This window comes from Vibrio sp. Vb1018, from assembly GCF_033338775.1.
GTDB classification, from domain to species: Bacteria; Pseudomonadota; Gammaproteobacteria; order Enterobacterales; family Vibrionaceae; genus Vibrio; species Vibrio alginolyticus.
Genome location: NZ_JAWOTI010000001.1, coordinates 372,801 through 391,485, shown reverse-complemented (window position 1 = coordinate 391,485; position 18,685 = coordinate 372,801). Strand labels below are relative to the sequence as shown.

Here is an 18,685-nt window from a genome sequence, read left to right as displayed (position 1 = left end):
TATCGTTATAAGTTGATGAATTTCTTATATGAATAATCAGAATCTTGTTCTGAATAAATTAGGGGGGAGGAATATAGCGGGTGAAAAAGTGTGCTTTGTAAACCCTTTGTCAAAACAAAAAGTGCGTATTTGGCTTGATCTCGTGCTAGCCCTTGGCGTTATTGGCGAAACGCCTAAAACGAGCAAATTCGCGATCTGTGATGATTCTCACTTTTGAAACAAAATCGTTGCATTGTGTGAGCCAATTCTCACCTTATATTCTTCGCCTGGTACCAAAGCAGACCACTTGTACCATCTGCAATGAGCTTTACTGCTTTAAAAAGCATAGATGATGAATGGGTACTTGAGAGGGAAAGTTATTACTTTTTATCGGCTTGCCGATTGTTCGTTTGTTTTTTTGGATCGAGATAAAAAAACCAAAGCGATGCCACCAAGAATGATGCCGCTGGTTAAAAGAATATGCAGTGAAAGAGGCTCGTGGAGTACGACGGTGCCGAGTAGCAAAGCAATGGCTGGCACGGAAAGTTGGCTGACGGCGGCTTGAAGCAAAGAGAGCTTACGCATTACTTGATACCAAAGCGTATAACCAAGGCCAGAGGCAATGGCACCAGATGCGATAGCGAGCAACACTCCGCTCCAAGAAAGGTGGATTGAGGACAAGATTAATGGCGAAAGGAGCACGCCAATTATTGATGCAGCGATGAATCCCCACGTGATGCCACTACTTGGAGAAGGCGCTTGTTTACCGAGCGCAGTAAACGCAGCCCAACAAACGCCAGAAATCAACATAAGAAGTGCAGAGCTAATATCGGGACGAGTGGCAGATGGCAACATCAACCAAACAAATCCAACAATTGAAAGGCCGATACCGATGATTTCGAGAAACTGAAAGCGCTCACCTTGCCACCAATAGATTGCCAGTAACGTAAGTTGCACGGCACCAAACAAAAGCAAAGCACCTGTTCCTGTCGCCAGTTGTAAGTACGCGAAAGAGAAAAGGGCAGCGTAACCAAATAACGCCACGCCAGCAAAAAAGCGAAAGCGAGAAGTTGGCCGATCGGTTTTCCACTGACCTCTCACGACAAGCATTGCGATTAAGATAACAGCGCCGGATATCAATCGAACGAGCGTGAAGCTTCCTGCATCAATTAACCCTTCTGCCAAGGCAATTCGACACAATAATGAATTGGCAGCGAACGCCAGCATTGCAATAGCAGTGAGTAAGAAGGTCGACATCCTTGATCCTTAGCGTGTAAATGAACAGCTAGTGTAGATCCAAAAGAACATTTTTATTAGTTGATAAAGTGATTAGTTATAGCTATCAGAGCAAGAAAGTCATTAAAAATAACCAGAGAAAACCTGACCTTAGCCTGAGTCTTACTGTGGTTGGGAAGGTTGTTTGTACAATGACTTAATGGTGTTTTTCAACCATAGCAATTTGGGATTGTACGCATTGCGTTTATGCCAAATCATGGTAAATGGAATCAGTAACTTGTCTTGTTGAGCTTGGTCTAATGGAATTGGCAAGCACACCAAATCGAGATGCAGCTTTTCTGTGTAACTTTTGCAATAGTGCGGCGCGGTGGTGATCATGTCATGCGTCGGCTGCGCTGCCATAAAAAGGGATTGCTCAAAGTTGGACATCGTCAGCCCGATAGAGCGCTGTAGCCCTAGTTCCGTTAATACTTCATCCAACGCCCAAGTTTCACTTTTTTCCCAAACAATATTGATGTGTTGGTAGCTCAGAAAGGTCTCGAGATTCCACTCTTGCTGTAATGCCGGATGATCTTTATATAAATACACCATCGGCAGGTCATAAAATAGAATCTCAAAATCCAAGAAATACGGCAGAAGATCCAACGACTCTTTCGATCTCGGGTGACTCTCTCGGCCGGTAAAACCGATATCCGCCTCGCCTCGAATGATGGCGTCGAGTGAGTCGTAATCCCAGTTACTGGTTTTTACTTTCGCTTCAGGGTATCGCTGGTGGATAGCGACGATGAGTCTGTCCAGCATTGTGAGCACTAATGGCGACTCAATCGTGATATCAAAACGCACTCCTTTAGGCGTAATATCGCTGCGTTTTTCTGCAATCTGGCAGCCAATTTGCAGCCATTCTGCAAGATCTTGCTCCATGCTTTGCGCCAAGGGCGTTGGCGCAAGACCTTTAGGTGTTTTGACAAACAAAGGATCATCGAACCAATGACGAAGTTTGTTGAGCGACTTACTTACGGTAGAGGGCGTAACGTTCAGCTTTTTCGAGGCTTTCGAGACGCTTTGCTCTTGCAACAATAATTGCAGAGTGAACAGTAAGTTTAAATCAAGTCGCGCTAGGGATTTCTTCATAATGGGTATCGTGAACAGGCTTTGGAATCAATAGTATTAGAGCAAGGCTGATTACGCTACCTAACAATAAGATAAACACCAACATATTCAGTGCACTAACGCCGATGAAACCCATAAACCAAATATAGAACGCTGAACTACAAACTTGAGCAATGCCCAGTAACGAGCTAGCCACGCCAGCTTGTTGAGAGAATGGGCTGAGCGCTTGGCTCATGGCCACGCCAAAGCCACAAGCGAAACCAGCGCAAATCAGCCCAAGTCCGAATACATAGTAAAGAGATTGTCCATCATGGAAATGGGCAGCACTGAGCACGATGCCTGCACAAGCGAGCAATACTTGAGAGGTGATCATTAAGGTTCGCTGCTTAAAAATCCCCAATGCCAATGGCGCCGAGAACGAAATCAACATACTGATCGTCGCAGTCCCTGCCATGATGGAAGAATAGCCGCCGCGATCAAAACCAAGCATGCTCATCACGACAATTGGTGAAGCGTTAACAAAGGTCAGAATGGTGGTCACTCCAAGTGCAGTAATGATCAGCCTACTGATAAAAAATCGCTCGAAGAAAGTCTCTTGATGGCTCTCTGGCGCTGTCTGTTCTTCACCTTGTTGGCTGGGTAGTGATTCCTTGAGAACAAAAATGGCCAATACACTGACGAGAATGCCCATTCCTGCCATTGTGGTAAACAAACTCGGCCAAGGAAATTTCAGCATAATCAAGTGACCAATCACGGGTGCGATCACTGGAATGATACAGGTGATGCCATTGAGCATCGACAACACTTTCGCGCGGCGTTCATCGTCTAACGTGTCGCGTAAAATCGCGAACGCGACGACATAGCAAGATCCAGCACCGACGCCTTGGCAAAAGCGAGCAATCAAGAAAGTGTTTGGTTGTTCAGCCATCCCGCCGAGAAAAGATGCGAGCACGAAGATCATCGCGCCGACGACGGCAACAGGCTTTCGTCCCACAGAGTCTGCAATTTTTCCCGCGAATAACATCGTGGTAGCCATGCCAGCTAAATAGATCGAAAACGCAATATGCAACTGAGATTCACTGGCGTTGAGATCTGACGCAATTTGAGGCAAACCAACAAGATACAAATCAATGGCAGTAGGGTAGAGTAAGACGAGTGCAAAACTGCAAAGTAAAAAACGGGACATGGAAACCTCTCTATCGAATGGCGAGGATAATAGAGTGCTAAACGTTTGCCTGCGAGTGGGAAATACGACACCAGGTATTTCTATTTACGACATACCCTGTATGAATTGAGCATAAAAACAACAAGGAAGATTATGATTACCATTGAAAAGTATTCGCCTGAGCGACATGAACAAACTTGCGAACTTAGTGTGCTAGAAGAGCAATCGCAGTTTACGGTCGCGGATGTGGGTGAAATGCTTACGCGTCTTGAACCTACAGAACTTCCGCATCTGATTTTGACAGACGATGATGTGGTTGGCTTTTTTCTATTTGATGCTGCTTACAGCGAGAAATACGATTTTTGCCCGAAAAACAGTTTAGGCGTACGTGCTTTGCTGGTGGATCACCGTCATCAAGGCAAAGGCATCGCCAAGCAAGCCATTCAACAGTTTGCCGATTTCGCCAAACGCCATTATCCCGAGTTTGATGCGCTTTATCTCACTGTGAATTGCCGCAACATACCCGCTTATCAGTGCTATTTAAAATCAGGGTTTGAAGATACCAATGAGCTTTACCACGGCGGCCCCGTTGGACCGCAACACATTATGAGACAGCCGCTTTAGCTAGGAAAAACCAAGGATGGAAAGATGAGGATTGAAATCGACAATTTAGAACGGCTGCAAGTGATAGCGCTGTTGGAAGGACATTTACAGGACATGTACGCCACGTCACCACCAGAAAGCGTGCATGCGTTAGATTTAGATAAGCTCAAAGCGCCAGAAGTGACATTTTGGACCGGATGGAAAGGTGAGCAACTGCTTGGGTGTGCAGCGATTAAAGAGTTGGATGACCAACACGCGGAGCTGAAATCCATGCGCACCACGCTTACGGCAAGAAACCAAGGTGTGGCATCTCAATTATTGATTCATGTGATTGAGCAAGCGAAGCAAAAAGGTTTGCAGCGCTTGAGTTTAGAAACGGGCTCGATGGAGTTTTTTAAACCAGCGCGCCTGTTGTATGAAAAGCATGGCTTTGTGTACTGCGAGCCGTTCGGGGATTACGAACTCGATCCGAACAGTCAATTCATGACCCTAGAACTGAGTTAGGGCCATGAATTTTTAGAAGCTAAATCCAATCGATTTAGAAATTCAGATTCAAGTTGATGGTTGGCGACAAGAGGCTTGAACGCTCGTCAGCCAATCGCTTTCTCTTCTCTTTCAGTCTCTTGGCATTATCTTTGTCTGGATTGCCATCAAGCTGATTATCGATGACCGAGATTTCAGTATCGATTTGTTGGATGCGTTGCTGGCGTTGATATTCTTGATGACCTAACTGGTAGTTCTCAATAAACTCTTTGCTGCTGCATACACCGTAATATTCTTTGCCTTCGATACCGACAGTGTACCCATTGTCTGGTGAGCAATATTGGATAGTGCCTTTATCAAAGCCTTCTTTCCATTTCGCTCGGTCGGGTGTCACACCCGCTTCACCACAGTCTTCGGTATAGCTATTGATAATGTTTGGATCGTTGCCATCTCGGCCATCTTGATAACCTACGTTGTACCAGTTTGCCGTTTTGCACTCATCCGGAGACATGCTGGCGCAACCTGAGAGCAAAGTCAGTAAAGCCAGGGGGATTAGCGCTCTTTTCATCAGTGACTGTCCTTTAAATAAAATCGAATTGATAACTTGAGTTTAAAATGAACACTGTTCATATCAATGGTTGAAATCATTGTATTCACAATTGTGGTGACCCATTAATCTAAGTGATAAATTTATTATGCTGAATAGAAGTGTGTTTGATTAGTATTATCCACGAACTGCGCCTTTGCTGCATCAATCCACTAGCCTTGGTTCCAAATTAAGTGATAATACCAACATAAAGATAAACACCGTCAATGAGGCTAAGACATTGAGCGAACAACCCACCGTCCTTATTATCGAGGATGAATCTGCTATCGCAGAGAACCTGATTCATGTATTAGAGATGGATGGCTACCACGCAGAGTGGTTTACAACAGCAGGAGAGGGCTTAGCTTTTTTGCAGCACAACTCCGCAGCGTTACTTGTCTTAGACGTAGGCTTACCGGATGGCAATGGTTTTGAATTATGCAAAACCATCCGTGAGTTTTCTGATATTCCCATAATCTTTCTCACCGCAAGAAGCGATGAAATTGATCGCGTAGTCGGTTTGGAAATTGGCGCGGATGATTACGTGACTAAGCCATTTAGCCCGCGCGAAATGTTGGCTCGCATTAAACTTCGAATCAAAGCTAAAGCGCCAATGATGGAGGACAAACCAGAGCCTGTAACTGTTCCAGAACAACCTCAATTTAGTCAAGATTTGGTTGCGCAGAACTTCGACTACGGTGTCGGTGGACAAATGCTTGGGTTAACTGCGGTGGAATTTAAGATCCTCGATAGGCTGATTTCCGTCTCTTCCAATGTATTGAGTCGAGAGCAACTTATGATCGCTGCTGACATGGCGCCGGAAGCTGCGTACGAGCGCAATATCGATACCCACATCAAAGCCATTCGCCATAAGTTGAAGCCGTTTGAGATGTCTGAACGCATCTGTACCAAGCGTGGCTTTGGTTACTTTTACTGCATAAAAGGTGAATGATGAATCGCTGGCCGAAGATCCCGCTTGGACTCAGACTGTTTTTTCTCTACTTCATCTTAGTCGGGATGACGGCTTACATGGTGAGCAAAACGGTTGTCCAAGAACTTAAGCCAACCGTGCGCCAAACCACCGAAGAGACGCTAGTGGATATGGCGAACTTACTCGCGGTATTGGCGGAAGAAGACGTCGCGAATGACAAGTTGTCTGAGAGTCGCTTCTCCAAACTATTAACGGCTTATGGACAGCGAGAGCCTCAAGCGCGCATTTGGGAAATCGGTAAAAAAGCGATTAACCATCGAATTTACATCACCGATAAACAAGGCATTGTGATTGCGGATTCTTGGCAGCAAGACGTAGGCAAAGACTACTCGCAATGGAACGATGTTTATCTCACGTTGCGTGGTCAATACGGCGCGCGCAGTACCATCGAAGACCCGAAAGATCCGCTCTCAACCGTTATGCACGTGGCTGCGCCCATTTACCACAAAGGTGAAATCATTGGCAGCGTGACGGTAGCCAAATCCAATCGCTCAGTACAACCCTTCATCGATCTTTCTAAACGCAATGTGTTGTTTTGGATGGTGTGGATGAGTGGGTTAGTGCTGCTAGCAGGGGCATTGTTTGCTTGGCGAATTCACTCAGCACTGAACAAGCTAGAAGACTACGCGACCAAAATGGGTGAAGGTGAAAAGGTTTCTAAGCCGACATTTCGTATCTTTTATGAGTACGGCACGCTAAGTGATGCATTAGAGAAAATGCGCAATCAGCTCGATGGTAAGCAGTATGTGGAAGAGTACGTACAGACGCTGACTCATGAGCTGAAAAGCCCGTTATCAGCGATTAAAGGCGCGAGTGAAATATTGCAAATGCCGTTGCCTGAAGAAAAGGTCACGCGCTTTGCTGGCAACATTGAACGAGAAAGCGACCGCATGCAGTCATTGATTGATAAGTTGCTAGAACTTGCTCGTCTTGAAAAGCGCCCTGAGCTAGAGCAAGTCGAAGCTATCTCGCTAAAACAAATGGTCAATGAAGTGGTTGAATCGGCGGATGCGCGTTTGAGTGCTAAGTCGGTCACTGCCAAAATCCAAATTGATGACCATCTCTCCGTACTTGGTGATGCCTTCTTACTGAAACAAGCCGTTTTTAACCTGATGGACAATGCGCTGGATTTTGTTCATTCAGAGGGATGCATTGAATGGAAAACTGAGGTCACGAAAGAAAAGGTGTGCCTGTCGATTTTCAATTCAGGTCCTCACATTCCCGACTATGCAATGCCTCGTTTAACCGAGCGCTTCTACTCCCTCGCTCGGGAAAATGGTGTTAAGAGCACTGGGCTCGGGCTTAATTTTGTTGAGCAAGTGATCAAGCTGCACAAAGGTCAGTTGCAAGTCGAAAACGTCGATGCTGGCGTGAAAGTGACCCTGATTTTACCAACTCCATAGAAACTCCACATTAGCTCCATTCGTTCTCCAAATTGCTGATTTAGATTACTCCCATCAGCAAATGGAGAATGAAACATGAAAAAGATCCTCAATAACCAACTCGGCACGAAGTTCGCCTTCGTGCTGTTTTTGTTTGTCTTACTGCAAATCCCGCTTTCAATGGTCACAGGGCTGATCTCAGAACGCTCATATCGCCAAGATGAAGTCAGAAACGACATCGCACGCAGCAGCAGCGGCGAACAGCGCATCATTGGTCCATTCATCATGGTTAATTACACCGAAACCAGTTACCGAGATGACAAAGTACAGATTAAAGAGCGTCGTAAATTTCTTTTACCTAGCACTTTTGATATGAGCGCGAATCTGGACAGTTTTGAAAAGTACCGAGGCATTTACCGCGCGCGTTTATACAAAGCACAAGTGGCACTGAAAGGCACTTTTGATGCAGACGAACTCGCGGCGTTGCAGGGGCTTGATATTGACAACATGAGCCTAGTCGTTGGCATTGAAGACAGCCGTGGATTGATTCGTTTGGATGACATGACCATGGCGAGCTCTGAAATCGAAGTCGCACCGGGAACGGGGTTAGATCCGTTACCACAAGGCTTCCACAGTGCTCTGACACTCGCAGACCTAAACCCAGCACAACCTTTGGCATTCGATCTTAACTTCTTGTTGCAAGGGATGGGGCAGCTTCAAGTCACACCAATCGGCAGTCAAACAACGGTTGAACTCTCTTCAACTTGGGCGCATCCAAGCTTTATTGGTGATTATTTACCAGTGTCATCAGAAGTATCTGAAGATGGATTTAAAGCACAGTGGGCGAGCAATAACTTCTCTACCAATATCGCGCAGCTGTTCCAAAGCTGTTTGTCGTCGAATCACGCTTGTCACGAGCTTGAACAGCGACAAATGGGCGTAGATTTGATTGACCCCGTTGACCACTATTTGAAGTCTCACCGAGCTGTGAACTATTCACTGTTGGTTATCACATTAGTATTTGCGAGTTTCTTCTTACTGGAGCTGTTCCAAGCGCGTCCGGTTCACCCAGTGCAATACGGCTTTATTGGTCTGGCTTTAGCGCTTTTCTATCTGTTGTTGATTTCGATGAGTGAACACCTCGGCTTTAACTGGGCGTATGTGGTGTCGGCAATCGCCTCGACGGGACTTTTAAGTGTGTACGTGAGCGGTATGTTGAGCAACACCAAGCACGGCGCGGTATTCGGAGCGTGTTTGCTCACTCTCTACGGATTACTGTTTGGCTTGCTACAAGCAGAAAGCTACGCATTGGTTATGGGGACATTGCTGTGTTTCGCGATTTTGAGCTTCACTATGGTTATTACACGCAACATCGACTGGTACGCACGAAATAAGAAAGCGGAAGAAAGCGCAAAGGCGAATCATGAAGATGTTTAAACGAGCAATTCTCACTGGGCAGCCAAGCAATATGGTGGAAGAAACGTCTGCTATCCGCCTGCAATTTTCTGCAAAAAATGGACTCAAAAGCTTGGTGTGTTTTATCGCATTGGTCGTTATCGCGCTCTATGTTCGAGACAGCTTTATTCGTCCGACAGTTGGTGATGTTCTCGTTGTGGTTTGGCTCTACTACTTTCTTGCAAGCTTGTTCTCCATGCCCGTTAACTGGCTGGTTTCACTGGTGGTGTTGATTGCGTTTGCTGTTGAGTTAGGGCAATTGTTACAGGTCGCGGTTTGGCTTTGTATCGAATCTTCATCGCCTCTGGCTGTGATTTTGGGCGCCACATTTGATTGGAAAGATCTGCTGGCTTACTGCATCGGGGGTCTACTGTGTTGGTGGATGGAAAAGAAATGAAAACCGAGATGAAAGCCATTGCGCTACCAAACCGACTCCGCCATTCCAAACGAGGTATTCGTAAAAGGATCAAAATCAGTTTACTAAAGCGCGTGTACCTTTGGTCACTGACCAATAGAGAACTACTGTAGCGCTACTTCTCTATCTGAAATACAAAAGGGAATCTTAACTCACCGGCGCACAGGGTGAGTTAAGATTCCCTTTATTAATAGGGTCTATTGAGCTTTCAAGCTGATTTTTGCAGCTGTTTGTGGGTAATTTATATGAGGCAGAGACATTTGAAATGTAGTTGGTGTAACTGATAAGCCGGTAATGAAGTAGAAATGAACCACAAACGCTGCCCGAAGGGTTCGGCTAAAAGCGTTTTACTCTTTGTTGAGAGGTAATTGCTTAGAATGACTAGGCGGCAAACCTCTCGCCGCGATTAAAACGCTTTTATCTCGAACAAAATTTAACCATGAAAGTTCAATAGACCCTAACTAAGACATCTAGCTGCTACTTTTAATTAGCTTTCAAATGAAAGTTTCTCGCCGAACGTCTCTTTCCAGTCTTTATCGAACTGTTCAACCGCCGGTTTTACTGCTGGATGTGCGAACATTTGTGCCGCCACATCAGTTGGCAATGTAATGGCTTCGATGCCCAGTTTCATCACCTCCATCGCTTGTTGAGTATTCTTGAAACTGGCTGCCAAAATCTTCGCTGGTAGTTGGTTTTGATCGAGCAACAATTGAAGATCCGCGACCACTTCAACACCGTTGCCGTTCATCGTATCAATGCGGTTTACGTAAGGTGCTAGGTAGTCTGCACCGCACAGTGCTGCAAGGAAACCTTGTTGAGCTGAATAGATAGCGGTAGCAAGAACCTGAATTCCCTGTTTTTTCATTAGCTTAATTGCAGCTAAGCCTGTTTCTGTTGCTGGCACTTTTACCACCATGTCGTAAGGCAATTCATTCAATTGGCGTGCTTCTGCCACCATGCCTTCGACGGTTGAACTCACTACTTGAGCGTGAAAGCGAGGTGTCCCGCCAAGTGCTTCTTGCATGCCTGCTAGGGTTTCATTCAGTCCCTGTTTTGACTTCGCCAAAATGCTTGGGTTTGTCGTCACGCCTTTTAGCGGTAGGCATTGGTTAAAGCGTTTTACTTCTGCCACATCAGCAGTATCTAAATAAAGTTCGATCATGGTTTCTACCTTAAACAAAATCTTCGTTTTGATGATGGGATCACTATAGATCTGACAATCGAACGAGATCTTGATTTTGATCAATTGAAATTTCATTTGAAACTATAATAATTTCATTAAATGAAAGCTGAGTGAAACTTGTAAACGCTCAAATGAAGCTTTCAGTTCGAACAAAGAAAAACCGCTCATAAGACTTAACCAGTAAGAAAGAAACGAATTAGGTACACAGCGGTAGCACAGACCAAGAGGCAAGCAGAGATGTATTTCAATATCCAACGATTCTCTACCCATGATGGCGATGGCATTCGTTCCATTCTTTTTCTTAAAGGATGCAGCTTGTCTTGCCCTTGGTGTCAAAACCCAGAAAGCCGCAGCGAAAAGCATTCACTGTTGTTTGATCAGCGAAGCTGCATGGAAGATTGCCAGCTGTGCGTTTCTGCTTATCAAGCTACAACTCAAACCACGGCGGGTAGTGAAACGGTGAGCGATGGTATTCAACGTATCGACAACCAGATCATCATTAATCGCAAAGCCATCAAAGAAGACCAACTGATCGCGCTGCGAGACGTCTGTCCTACGCAAGCACTGACTGTCTGCGGTGAAGAGGCAAAATCAGACATGCTGTTCGACACCTTAATGAAAGACAAACCTTTCTATGACCAAAGCCAAGGTGGTGTGACCTTCTCCGGTGGTGAGCCACTCATGCAAGCGGATTTGGTGGCAGAACTCGCACAGCGTCTGCATGACAACCAAGTCTCTACCGCTATTGAATCGTGCATGCATGTGCCGTGGAAGAACGTCGAAAAAGCCGCGCCGCATATTGATTGCTGGTTGGCGGATTTAAAACACACCGACGAAGAAAAGTTTCTTAGCTGGGCGAAAGGTTCACTAAAACGCATCAAAGACAATTTCCGAAAACTGGCACCTATCGCGAAACGCATTGTGATTCGCGTTCCCGTTGTGCCGGGGTTCAATGACACCATCGAAGAGTTGAAAGACATCATCGATTTTGCGGCTTCACTAGAAAGCTGCCAAGAACTTCACTTGCTGCCGTACCACACGCTCGGCATCAATAAATACCGTTTGCTCGATATGCCTTACGAGTGTTCTGATAAGCCATTAAACAAACCAGAACTGCTAGAAAGCGCCATGCAATACGCAAGCGAAAACACCCAACTTAACGTGATTGTAAGAGGTTAACTATGGACCTGAATTACCTTCCTGAGCGTATCAAAGCGCACAAATCGGCACTGGTAAATATCGTAACGCCACCTGTCTGTACCGAGCGTGCAGAGGCATACACTCGTGCTTATCAAGCGAACGAAGACAAACCTGTAATTGTCCAACGTGCGCTAGCACTGCAAGAGCACTTACGCACTCGTACGATTTGGATTAAGCACGATGAGTTAATCGTCGGTAACCAAGCGAGCAAAGTGCGCGCTGCGCCTATTTTCCCAGAATACACTGTACGTTGGATTGAAGCAGAAATTGATGAGCTAGCTGACCGTCCTGGTGCAGGCTTTGCGGTTACTGAAGAAGATAAGCAAAGCATTCACAGCATCACACCGTATTGGCGCGGCAAAACCGTACAAGACCGTTGTTATGGCTTGTTCACTGATGAGCAGCAAGAAATCTTAGCCAGCACCATCATTAAAGCCGAAGGCAACATGACTTCGGGTGACGCACACCTAGCGGTGGATAACGAGAAAATCTTGAAGCTAGGCATGAACGGCTTGTTAGAGGATGTTCGTCAGCACCGTGCTAACAATGATGTTTCGACCTTTGAAGGCTTGAAGAAAGAGCAGTTCTACAAATCGGTCGAAATTGTACTGCTTGCCATTCAAGACCACATGGTGAGCTACGCTGAATTGGCGGCAAAAATGGCGTTAGAAGAGACGCGCCCGCTGCGCAAAGCTGAGTTAGAAAGCATTGCGGCAAACTGTCGTCATGTCGCGAGCCACGCTCCAGAAAACTTCTGGCAAGCACTGCAATTGAGCTACTTCGTTCAGTTGATGTTACAAATCGAATCGAACGGTCACTCGGTTTCTTTTGGTCGTATGGACCAGTTCCTAAACGAATTTTATGTTCGCGATATCGAAAACGGCGCGATCGAAAAAGACTTTGCACTAGAGCTTTTACAAAGCTGCTGGTTGAAGCTGCTTGAAGTAAACAAGATTCGCTCTGGCGCGCACTCAAAAGCATCCGCAGGTTCTCCGTTGTATCAAAACGTGTGTATCGGCGGTCAGAAGTTGAATGAAAAGGGTGAGCCTGAAGACGCAGTGAATCCCCTTTCTTGGGCGATTCTGGAATCTTGTGGTCAGTTACGTTCGACGCAACCTAACTTGAGTGTGCGTTACCATGAAGGTTTAAACCAAGAATTCCTGATGGGCTGTGTTGAAGTGATTAAATGTGGCTTCGGCATGCCTGCTTTCAACAACGATGAGATTGTCATTCCTGAATTCATCAAGCTTGGCGTAGAGAAAGAAGACGCGTACAACTACGCATCTATCGGTTGTATCGAGACGGCGGTTCCGGGCAAATGGGGTTACCGTTGTACGGGCATGAGCTTCATTAACTTTGCTCGTATCCTGCTCGCTTCATTGAACGAAGGTGTGGATGCAACAACGGGTAAAGCTTTCTTGCCGCACGATAAGTCATTAGCAAAAGGCAACTTTGAGAACTTTGAGCAAGTAATGGCTTCTTGGGCAGAGCAAATCCGCTACTACACCCGCAAATCGATTGAGATTGATACAGTCGTCGACAGCGTACTTGAACAGCAAGCTCAAGACATCTTCTGTTCAACGCTAGTGGATGACTGTTTGGCTCGCGGTAAAACCGTGAAAGAGGGTGGTGCGAAATACGATTGGGTATCTGGCTTACAAGTCGGTATCGCAAACTTAGGTAATAGCCTAGCAGCCATCAAGCACCTTGTTTTCGATGATGCGCAAATCACCCAACCAGAGTTGGCAAAAGCATTGGCAGAAGATTTCGACGGCATGGAGAACGAGCAGCTTCGCCAACGTCTTATCAACTTTGCACCAAAATACGGTAATGATGATGACGCGGTAGACCAACTACTGGCAGACGCGTACCAAGTGTACATTGATGAGCTAGAACAGTTTGTTAATACGCGTCATGGGCGTGGTCCAATTGGCAGCGGTTACTACGCAGGTACATCAAGTATCTCGGCAAACGTCCCATTTGGTGCTTCAACCATGGCAACGCCAGACGGCCGCAAAGCGAAAACGCCATTGGCAGAAGGTGCAAGCCCGTCATCTGGCTCAGACCGTTTAGGCCCAACGGCAGTGTACAACTCGGTCGGTAAGATCCAAGCTAACAAGATTCTTGGTGGCGTGTTGCTTAACCAGAAGTTAAGCCCGGCAGCGGTTGAGTCTGAAGGGGATAAGCTCAAGCTCTCTATGCTGATTCGCACCTTCTTCAACCACCACAAAGGTTGGCACGTGCAATACAACATCGTCTCTCGTGAGACCTTGCTAGCTGCGAAGAAGAACCCTGAACAATATCGTGATCTTGTCGTGCGAGTGGCAGGCTACTCAGCGTTTTTCACCGCGCTATCACCAGACGCGCAAGACGACATCATCGCACGTACCGAGCACGAGCTGTAAGTACACTGACTAAGTAAAACAAAAGGCACCGATTGGTGCCTTTCGTTTGAATACTTAATCCGCAAATGACTATACCTGAACGCATTAAAGCTTGTGCAAAATGGTCACGCATTTCTTCGTGATGTTGTCGTACTCTTTCGTCATGTAAGCGGTAGTGATCGCGCCCTCTTTCATGATGCAAATGGCATCGAGTAATGCAGCGTTGTCTGATTTGAGATAGTGTTGAATTAGCTCTCTGACTTGCTGCTTATGGTAGCGGCAATACGTTGCGATCTCGCCACTGTCGTCACTGAATTCCGCGGACGTATTGATGAAAAAGCAACCGCGAAACTCGCCCAACTTTTCTTCAGAGCCATGAAACCAGCCGTTGAGTGCTGTAAATAACTGATCGATCACCTCCGCGCACGTTTGTGCTGAAGAAAGCTTTTCCTCCAACCATTCCATAAATACTTGGTGGCGTTGTTCTAATGCGGCGATGATAAGCGCTTCTTTGCTCTCAAAATGGTTATATAGCGTGCGTTTAGCCACGCCGGAAACATTGAGGACTTCATTGATGCCAATAGAGTTGATGCCTTGTTTATAAAACAGTGACAAAGCTGTGTCGATCAATAACTGTTTCTTTTTGTTCATAACTACGTCCTCAAAAAGTTCCATAAACACATATTGACAAAGGTAGACAGATTTGTCTATTTTATTTTGTAGACAATTCGGTCTACTTTGAGGTGTTTATGAATAATTTAATTTTATCGTTGGTTGCCGGGCTTGGCGCTACGTTGGCTATTGGCGTATTGTCCTACGCTGAGGTATCACTGACGGAGGTTGTACTCCTAATGGCACCATTTGGTGCTACCGCAGTACTGGTGTTTGGGGTACCTAGCAGCCCTCTCGCTCAACCAAAAAACGTGATCATTGGTCACTTCATTACGGCATCTATCGGTATTGCGTTTAGCCAGTATGTTGACTTCACGCCGGTCACGCTCGCGATTGCGACGGGGCTAGGTGTGTCTGCGATGCTGATTACGAAGACCACTCATCCACCTGCGGGGGCAAATCCAATTTTGATCATGGCGTCTGGGCAGGGATGGAGTTTTCTCTTCACGCCTGTCCTGATTGGCGCGGTAGTGATTGTTCTGGTCGGTAAAGGGTTACAGTTGCTACAAAGTCAGTACTTAAACCCTCGACTGAATGGTCAGAAGACCTAGTCGGATTGTAGTTAGAGCCGCGAAAGGGAGTGATCTCTTTTGCGGTTTTATCTTTTGTCGGTTTGCAAAAACAAAATCTGATTCTCTCTTGGTATTCAGTCGTATACATCAACATGGTAGTTAAATTGGTACAATGCGATGAACAGAATCCACCCTAAGAAACTATTGCACAGTAAATGGACGGCAATTTCACCTAAAAACAAAGAGAAGCATTTTGTCGTGACGGAAATGGAACTAGATGAAGATGGTAACGTTGTGAGATGTGTCATCGAGGCAGTCATGAGTAAACGCGACCGAGAGATGAACTGGCAAGACCTAAAAGACTCTGAGCAATGGATGCAAGGGTGGAAGTGAGTGACGCTTCGTTGTTGGGCGAATCAAGCAGAAACGTGCGTTGCGAGTAGGCAAAAGTGGTGCTATCTGATACGTTGATAATTCGTTCTAACGCCCACTCAAAGGATTAATTATGATTGATTTCGACAATTCCTCTGTATTTAAGCTTAAGCCGATTGACGTTTCTAATGCCAGAGAAGACTTCCTTAAGTTCTTGATTGATGGTGAGACTATTTTCGCTACTTTTAAAACAGTTCGTGACCAAGTGGTGTTTACGAACAAGCGAGTGATAGCGGCAAATGTGCAAGGGATTACCGGCTCAAAAGTGGATTACACTTCTTTGCCTTACAGTAAGATCAATGCATTTTCTATCGAGACCTCTGGTACTTTTGATTTGGATTGTGAAATCGAGTTCTTCATGAGTGAGGTGGGAAGAGTGCGTTTTGAAATTAAAGGCTCGTTTGATTTGATTTCTTTCAACCGTATGGTTAGTGAGTATGTACTAGGTTAAGGGATTAGAAATGAGAGCTTCGCTGAGAGACAAAATTATAGAGGTCTGTGACAAAAAGATCGCGAGTAAAGGTGAATTGGTTGGTCTCTCATTTTATGCGTTTTTCGCTAATAAAAATGACGACCCAGAGCTGTTGATGGAAGCGGCTACGTGGTGGGTTCAGACTCATCAGCTCGACCACTTCGAAAAAGCAGTAAAAATAAAATCAATGGTCGAGTCGGGGAGCTAAATTAAAAAAAAGAAGTAAAGAAAGCAGACAAATGCTAATAACGTTGCGGACAAAACAGGGTAGATAATGTAAGAGTCCTGCTTGTTGGTTCGTTGAAAACATAGCGAAACAAGTAAGACGTTATAAACAACAAGTAACAAGCTGATCATGGTTCCGCTGTTTAGTGTCATACTTGATAGCTGAGTTAAGAAAAACGCCAATAAAAGGTAATCGAAGACAATGAGCCATAAAAAGGCTTTCTTTAGTAAGTCGCTTTTTCTTTTTTCGGATGATGTTATGTGCATATAGAACTCAACTAAAAAGTCACAGTAACAGAGGCTTTGGTTAGAGAGGTCACCATCAGAGTGGTGACCTTTTAAGATTATAATTCTTGAATTTTTACTTCGCTGGTGGCGGTATCGCCGGAGTAATTGATGACTTCTTGACGAATGACTGGTTGGTTGAATTCAGCCTTATCTTTCGCTTTTTGCAGTTCGCTTTCTTGGTGGTTGCCAAAAAGGGTCTCAAGCATTTTAGCGGCAGGAGTCGTTAAAACAAACAGCTCAATACGACGGTTTTCGCTAGAATCTGGCTCATCAGGATTAAGCAGCGCTCTATCTGACATACCCGTTACCTGCATTACTCTATCATCCGGCATACCGCCTTCAACTAACGTATTTCTTGCTACGTCTGCTCGAGAGGCTGATAACGCCCAGTTAGATTGACGACCAAAACGCTTTTTAAATGGAATTGCATCTGTGTGTCCGCTGATGATCAGAGGGTTGTTAACACGATGAAATACAGGTGCTAGTGCGAGCAGTAAATCTTCAAAAAAAGGAGTAAGTTCTGCACCACCACGGCTGAACATATGCTGTTTGTAATCATCTTGAAGGACGATACGCAAACCTTGTGGTGTCACCGTGACGTTTACATTTCCCTGCGCATTAATTTGGGCAGTCATTTGCTCAATTACTTTCGCTAGTGCGGCAAGTTGCTCTTGAGTATCGAAGTTACCAGGAATCAAAGAATCAATTTCTGGTCCATCCCCATCACCTTTAAAGTAAGAGCTTACTACATGGTTGGAGTTGTGTTTACTTGGCACAGAAGAGTCCTGTGCCAAGTCGATAGGAGAAATACTTTGTGACGTATCAAATGGGTTGCCGTAACTCTTGTCGAATACGCTTGAACTATGCAAGTGGGCAACAATCGCTTTACGCTCTTCTTTGTCTACCACCTGCATAACCCAAAGTACAAGAAACAGCGCCATTAGGGCGATCATGAAGTCAGCAAACGCGACTTTCCACGCGCCGCCATGAGACGACTCATCATGGCTGTATACTTTGGCACGTTTGAACACTACATGCTCTTGTTTTTGCATTATCCCTCCTGTTCAGCTAACCACTTCTCCATTTGGTTGAATGTTGGTTTGATGTCTAGCTGAATATGTTTACGACCAGCGTCAATGGCGAGCAATGTCGGCTTTTTCGCTACGTAGGCAACCAAGGTTGCACGAACGCACTCAAAAGCAGTCATATTACGTTTTACTCGCTGAGCCATGGCGTTACTTAGTGGATCTAAGCCACAGTAACAACCGAAAATACCAATGAATGTACCAACGAGAGCTGCCGCAACGTGATAACCAATCATAGCGATTGAGCCATCAATAGCTTGCATGGTGATAATGATGCCACCAACTGCTGCAAGAATACCGAAGCCAGGTAGTGCTTCTGCTGTACGCTGTAGTGAGCGTGAAGGTAAAAGCATTTCGTTCTGTATTGCTTCGATTTCTTGCTCTAGCAGTCCCTCTAATTCATGAGGCGACATCTGTCCCATTGCCATTAAACGTAAATTGTCAGTAATGAAAGAAATTAGGCGATGATCTTCTGCGATCGTCGGGTAAGCGAGGAACATAGAGCTTTGCTCCGGAGCCTCAATATGAGAATCCAGAAACTTGTATCCGCGGTTTCTCGCTGTCTCTAGCAAGTTGTTGAGTAGTGCCATTAATTCCATGTAGTACTCATGCTCTTCTGTTGGACCTTTAATGGTCGCTGGCACTTGGCGACGCATTTCTTTCAGTACATGAGGCGGATTACCGATGATCAGAGAACCAGCAGCGGCGCCAATAATGATAAGGAATTCGGCTGGCTGCCAGATAGCACCTAAGCTACCACCGGCCCACATATATCCACCGAAGACGCACACCAGGATAGTGAGCACTCCAAAAAACTTTTGCATCTT

Annotated in this window: 21 protein-coding genes; 12 read left to right on the top strand and 9 right to left on the bottom strand. The window is 45.6% G+C overall.

All coding sequences use genetic code 11. The features are described from left to right. Nucleotides 1-366 precede the first annotated feature (366 nt). The 3 genes from R7Z10_RS01665 to R7Z10_RS01655 all read right to left on the bottom strand — a co-directional run bounded on the left by R7Z10_RS01665 (nt 367) and on the right by R7Z10_RS01655 (nt 3,511). Nucleotides 367-1,236 (bottom strand): DMT family transporter, encoded by an 870-nt coding sequence (locus tag R7Z10_RS01665; RefSeq protein WP_213961678.1) that lies wholly within the window; start codon nt 1,234-1,236, stop codon nt 367-369. Nucleotides 1,237-1,377: 141 nt separating this feature from the next. Next, complete coding sequence (yidZ, locus tag R7Z10_RS01660) at nt 1,378-2,346, bottom strand: HTH-type transcriptional regulator YidZ (RefSeq protein ID WP_318103753.1); 969 nt, start codon at nt 2,344-2,346, stop codon at nt 1,378-1,380. Then, a complete protein-coding gene (locus tag R7Z10_RS01655) occupies nt 2,321-3,511 on the bottom strand; it encodes an MFS transporter (RefSeq protein ID WP_170893952.1) in 1,191 nt (396 codons plus the stop codon). The genes yidZ and R7Z10_RS01655 overlap by 26 nt, the downstream gene beginning before the upstream one ends. Before the next feature lie 132 nt (nt 3,512-3,643). On the opposite strand from R7Z10_RS01655, the gene R7Z10_RS01650 reads away from it, so the two are divergent. Together R7Z10_RS01650 and R7Z10_RS01645 are read left to right on the top strand one after the other, a co-directional pair. Next, nucleotides 3,644-4,114 carry a GNAT family N-acetyltransferase gene (locus tag R7Z10_RS01650; RefSeq protein ID WP_005386917.1) on the top strand — a complete coding sequence of 157 codons (471 nt, stop codon included), beginning with the start codon at nt 3,644-3,646 and terminating at the stop codon, nt 4,112-4,114. 24 nt (nt 4,115-4,138) lie between these two features. Then, nucleotides 4,139-4,597, top strand: coding sequence for a GNAT family N-acetyltransferase (locus R7Z10_RS01645; protein ID WP_206957654.1), 459 nt, complete (start codon nt 4,139-4,141; stop codon nt 4,595-4,597). Between the two features lie 34 nt (nt 4,598-4,631). On the opposite strand, the gene R7Z10_RS01640 is transcribed toward R7Z10_RS01645, so the two are convergent. Then, a complete protein-coding gene (locus tag R7Z10_RS01640) occupies nt 4,632-5,144 on the bottom strand; it encodes a DUF2799 domain-containing protein (protein WP_005374970.1) in 513 nt (170 codons plus the stop codon). A 259-nt stretch (nt 5,145-5,403) separates the two neighbouring features. Between R7Z10_RS01640 and R7Z10_RS01635 the strand changes: the two genes are divergently transcribed. The 4 genes from R7Z10_RS01635 (at nt 5,404) to R7Z10_RS01620 (ending at nt 9,387) form a co-directional block, all read left to right on the top strand. After that, nucleotides 5,404-6,114 carry a response regulator gene (locus R7Z10_RS01635; RefSeq protein ID WP_318103751.1) on the top strand — a complete coding sequence of 237 codons (711 nt, stop codon included), beginning with the start codon at nt 5,404-5,406 and terminating at the stop codon, nt 6,112-6,114. Further along, on the top strand, nt 6,114-7,556 hold the full coding sequence (gene creC / locus R7Z10_RS01630; RefSeq protein ID WP_318103837.1) for a two-component system sensor histidine kinase CreC: 1,443 nt from the start codon (nt 6,114-6,116) through the stop codon (nt 7,554-7,556). The genes R7Z10_RS01635 and creC overlap by 1 nt, the downstream gene beginning before the upstream one ends. Before the next feature lie 75 nt (nt 7,557-7,631). Beyond that, on the top strand, nt 7,632-8,972 hold the full coding sequence (gene creD, locus R7Z10_RS01625; RefSeq protein WP_318103749.1) for a cell envelope integrity protein CreD: 1,341 nt from the start codon (nt 7,632-7,634) through the stop codon (nt 8,970-8,972). Next, the gene (locus R7Z10_RS01620) at nt 8,959-9,387 is read left to right on the top strand and encodes a DUF2809 domain-containing protein (protein WP_318103747.1); all 429 of its coding nucleotides are present in this window, start codon (nt 8,959-8,961) and stop codon (nt 9,385-9,387) included. Before creD ends, R7Z10_RS01620 begins: the two co-directional genes overlap by 14 nt. Before the next feature lie 505 nt (nt 9,388-9,892). On the opposite strand, the gene R7Z10_RS01615 is transcribed toward R7Z10_RS01620, so the two are convergent. Further along, nucleotides 9,893-10,567 carry a fructose-6-phosphate aldolase gene (locus R7Z10_RS01615; RefSeq protein ID WP_318103746.1) on the bottom strand — a complete coding sequence of 225 codons (675 nt, stop codon included), beginning with the start codon at nt 10,565-10,567 and terminating at the stop codon, nt 9,893-9,895. A gap of 258 nt (nt 10,568-10,825) precedes the next feature. On the opposite strand from R7Z10_RS01615, the gene R7Z10_RS01610 reads away from it, so the two are divergent. Continuing rightward, nucleotides 10,826-11,767 (top strand): glycyl-radical enzyme activating protein, encoded by a 942-nt coding sequence (locus R7Z10_RS01610; protein ID WP_158173242.1) that lies wholly within the window; start codon nt 10,826-10,828, stop codon nt 11,765-11,767. 2 nt (nt 11,768-11,769) lie between these two features. Then, the gene (locus R7Z10_RS01605) at nt 11,770-14,193 is read left to right on the top strand and encodes a formate C-acetyltransferase/glycerol dehydratase family glycyl radical enzyme (protein WP_318103745.1); all 2,424 of its coding nucleotides are present in this window, start codon (nt 11,770-11,772) and stop codon (nt 14,191-14,193) included. A gap of 84 nt (nt 14,194-14,277) precedes the next feature. On the opposite strand, the gene R7Z10_RS01600 is transcribed toward R7Z10_RS01605, so the two are convergent. Next, nucleotides 14,278-14,823 (bottom strand): TetR/AcrR family transcriptional regulator, encoded by a 546-nt coding sequence (locus R7Z10_RS01600; protein ID WP_115386815.1) that lies wholly within the window; start codon nt 14,821-14,823, stop codon nt 14,278-14,280. 98 nt (nt 14,824-14,921) lie between these two features. On the opposite strand from R7Z10_RS01600, the gene R7Z10_RS01595 reads away from it, so the two are divergent. From R7Z10_RS01595 to R7Z10_RS01580, 4 genes are all read left to right on the top strand, one after another. After that, nucleotides 14,922-15,395 carry an HPP family protein gene (locus tag R7Z10_RS01595; protein ID WP_318103744.1) on the top strand — a complete coding sequence of 158 codons (474 nt, stop codon included), beginning with the start codon at nt 14,922-14,924 and terminating at the stop codon, nt 15,393-15,395. Nucleotides 15,396-15,533: 138 nt separating this feature from the next. Beyond that, nucleotides 15,534-15,749 (top strand): TIGR02450 family Trp-rich protein, encoded by a 216-nt coding sequence (locus tag R7Z10_RS01590; RefSeq protein ID WP_005374999.1) that lies wholly within the window; start codon nt 15,534-15,536, stop codon nt 15,747-15,749. Between the two features lie 112 nt (nt 15,750-15,861). Continuing rightward, entirely contained in the window at nt 15,862-16,239 is a 378-nt protein-coding gene (locus tag R7Z10_RS01585) for a PH domain-containing protein (protein ID WP_318103742.1), read from the top strand. Between the two features lie 10 nt (nt 16,240-16,249). Next, nucleotides 16,250-16,468, top strand: a complete 219-nt coding sequence (locus R7Z10_RS01580; protein ID WP_213904638.1) for a DUF6500 family protein — start codon at nt 16,250-16,252, stop codon at nt 16,466-16,468. On the opposite strand, the gene R7Z10_RS01575 is transcribed toward R7Z10_RS01580, so the two are convergent. The 3 genes from R7Z10_RS01575 to motA all read right to left on the bottom strand — a co-directional run bounded on the left by R7Z10_RS01575 (nt 16,465) and on the right by motA (nt 18,682). Then, nucleotides 16,465-16,752 carry a hypothetical protein gene (locus R7Z10_RS01575; protein WP_005375002.1) on the bottom strand — a complete coding sequence of 96 codons (288 nt, stop codon included), beginning with the start codon at nt 16,750-16,752 and terminating at the stop codon, nt 16,465-16,467. The genes R7Z10_RS01580 and R7Z10_RS01575 overlap by 4 nt on opposite strands. A 77-nt stretch (nt 16,753-16,829) precedes the next feature. Beyond that, entirely contained in the window at nt 16,830-17,825 is a 996-nt protein-coding gene (locus R7Z10_RS01570) for a flagellar motor protein MotB (RefSeq protein WP_318103741.1), read from the bottom strand. Continuing rightward, nucleotides 17,825-18,682, bottom strand: a complete 858-nt coding sequence (gene motA, locus R7Z10_RS01565; protein WP_005375006.1) for a flagellar motor stator protein MotA — start codon at nt 18,680-18,682, stop codon at nt 17,825-17,827. Before motA ends, R7Z10_RS01570 begins: the two co-directional genes overlap by 1 nt. Between the last annotated feature and the right edge of the window lie 3 nt (nt 18,683-18,685).

Bases quoted from the DNA above. Each gene is read 5' to 3' on its own strand.
- R7Z10_RS01640 (WP_005374970.1), bottom strand. From the start codon at position 5,144: ATGAAAAGAGCGCTAATCCCCCTGGCTTTACTGACTTTGCTCTCAGGT.
- R7Z10_RS01580 (WP_213904638.1), top strand. From the start codon at position 16,250: ATGAGAGCTTCGCTGAGAGACAAAATTATAGAGGTCTGTGACAAAAAG.
- R7Z10_RS01595 (WP_318103744.1), top strand. From the start codon at position 14,922: ATGAATAATTTAATTTTATCGTTGGTTGCCGGGCTTGGCGCTACGTTG.
- R7Z10_RS01585 (WP_318103742.1), top strand. From the start codon at position 15,862: ATGATTGATTTCGACAATTCCTCTGTATTTAAGCTTAAGCCGATTGAC.
- R7Z10_RS01610 (WP_158173242.1), top strand. From the start codon at position 10,826: ATGTATTTCAATATCCAACGATTCTCTACCCATGATGGCGATGGCATT.
- R7Z10_RS01605 (WP_318103745.1), top strand. From the start codon at position 11,770: ATGGACCTGAATTACCTTCCTGAGCGTATCAAAGCGCACAAATCGGCA.
- creC (WP_318103837.1), top strand. From the start codon at position 6,114: ATGAATCGCTGGCCGAAGATCCCGCTTGGACTCAGACTGTTTTTTCTC.
- R7Z10_RS01615 (WP_318103746.1), bottom strand. From the start codon at position 10,567: ATGATCGAACTTTATTTAGATACTGCTGATGTGGCAGAAGTAAAACGC.
- R7Z10_RS01665 (WP_213961678.1), bottom strand. From the start codon at position 1,236: ATGTCGACCTTCTTACTCACTGCTATTGCAATGCTGGCGTTCGCTGCC.
- R7Z10_RS01575 (WP_005375002.1), bottom strand. From the start codon at position 16,752: ATGCACATAACATCATCCGAAAAAAGAAAAAGCGACTTACTAAAGAAA.
- yidZ (WP_318103753.1), bottom strand. From the start codon at position 2,346: ATGAAGAAATCCCTAGCGCGACTTGATTTAAACTTACTGTTCACTCTG.
- R7Z10_RS01650 (WP_005386917.1), top strand. From the start codon at position 3,644: ATGATTACCATTGAAAAGTATTCGCCTGAGCGACATGAACAAACTTGC.
- R7Z10_RS01600 (WP_115386815.1), bottom strand. From the start codon at position 14,823: ATGAACAAAAAGAAACAGTTATTGATCGACACAGCTTTGTCACTGTTT.
- R7Z10_RS01645 (WP_206957654.1), top strand. From the start codon at position 4,139: ATGAGGATTGAAATCGACAATTTAGAACGGCTGCAAGTGATAGCGCTG.
- creD (WP_318103749.1), top strand. From the start codon at position 7,632: ATGAAAAAGATCCTCAATAACCAACTCGGCACGAAGTTCGCCTTCGTG.
- R7Z10_RS01590 (WP_005374999.1), top strand. From the start codon at position 15,534: ATGAACAGAATCCACCCTAAGAAACTATTGCACAGTAAATGGACGGCA.
- motA (WP_005375006.1), bottom strand. From the start codon at position 18,682: ATGCAAAAGTTTTTTGGAGTGCTCACTATCCTGGTGTGCGTCTTCGGT.
- R7Z10_RS01620 (WP_318103747.1), top strand. From the start codon at position 8,959: ATGAAGATGTTTAAACGAGCAATTCTCACTGGGCAGCCAAGCAATATG.
- R7Z10_RS01655 (WP_170893952.1), bottom strand. From the start codon at position 3,511: ATGTCCCGTTTTTTACTTTGCAGTTTTGCACTCGTCTTACTCTACCCT.
- R7Z10_RS01570 (WP_318103741.1), bottom strand. From the start codon at position 17,825: ATGCAAAAACAAGAGCATGTAGTGTTCAAACGTGCCAAAGTATACAGC.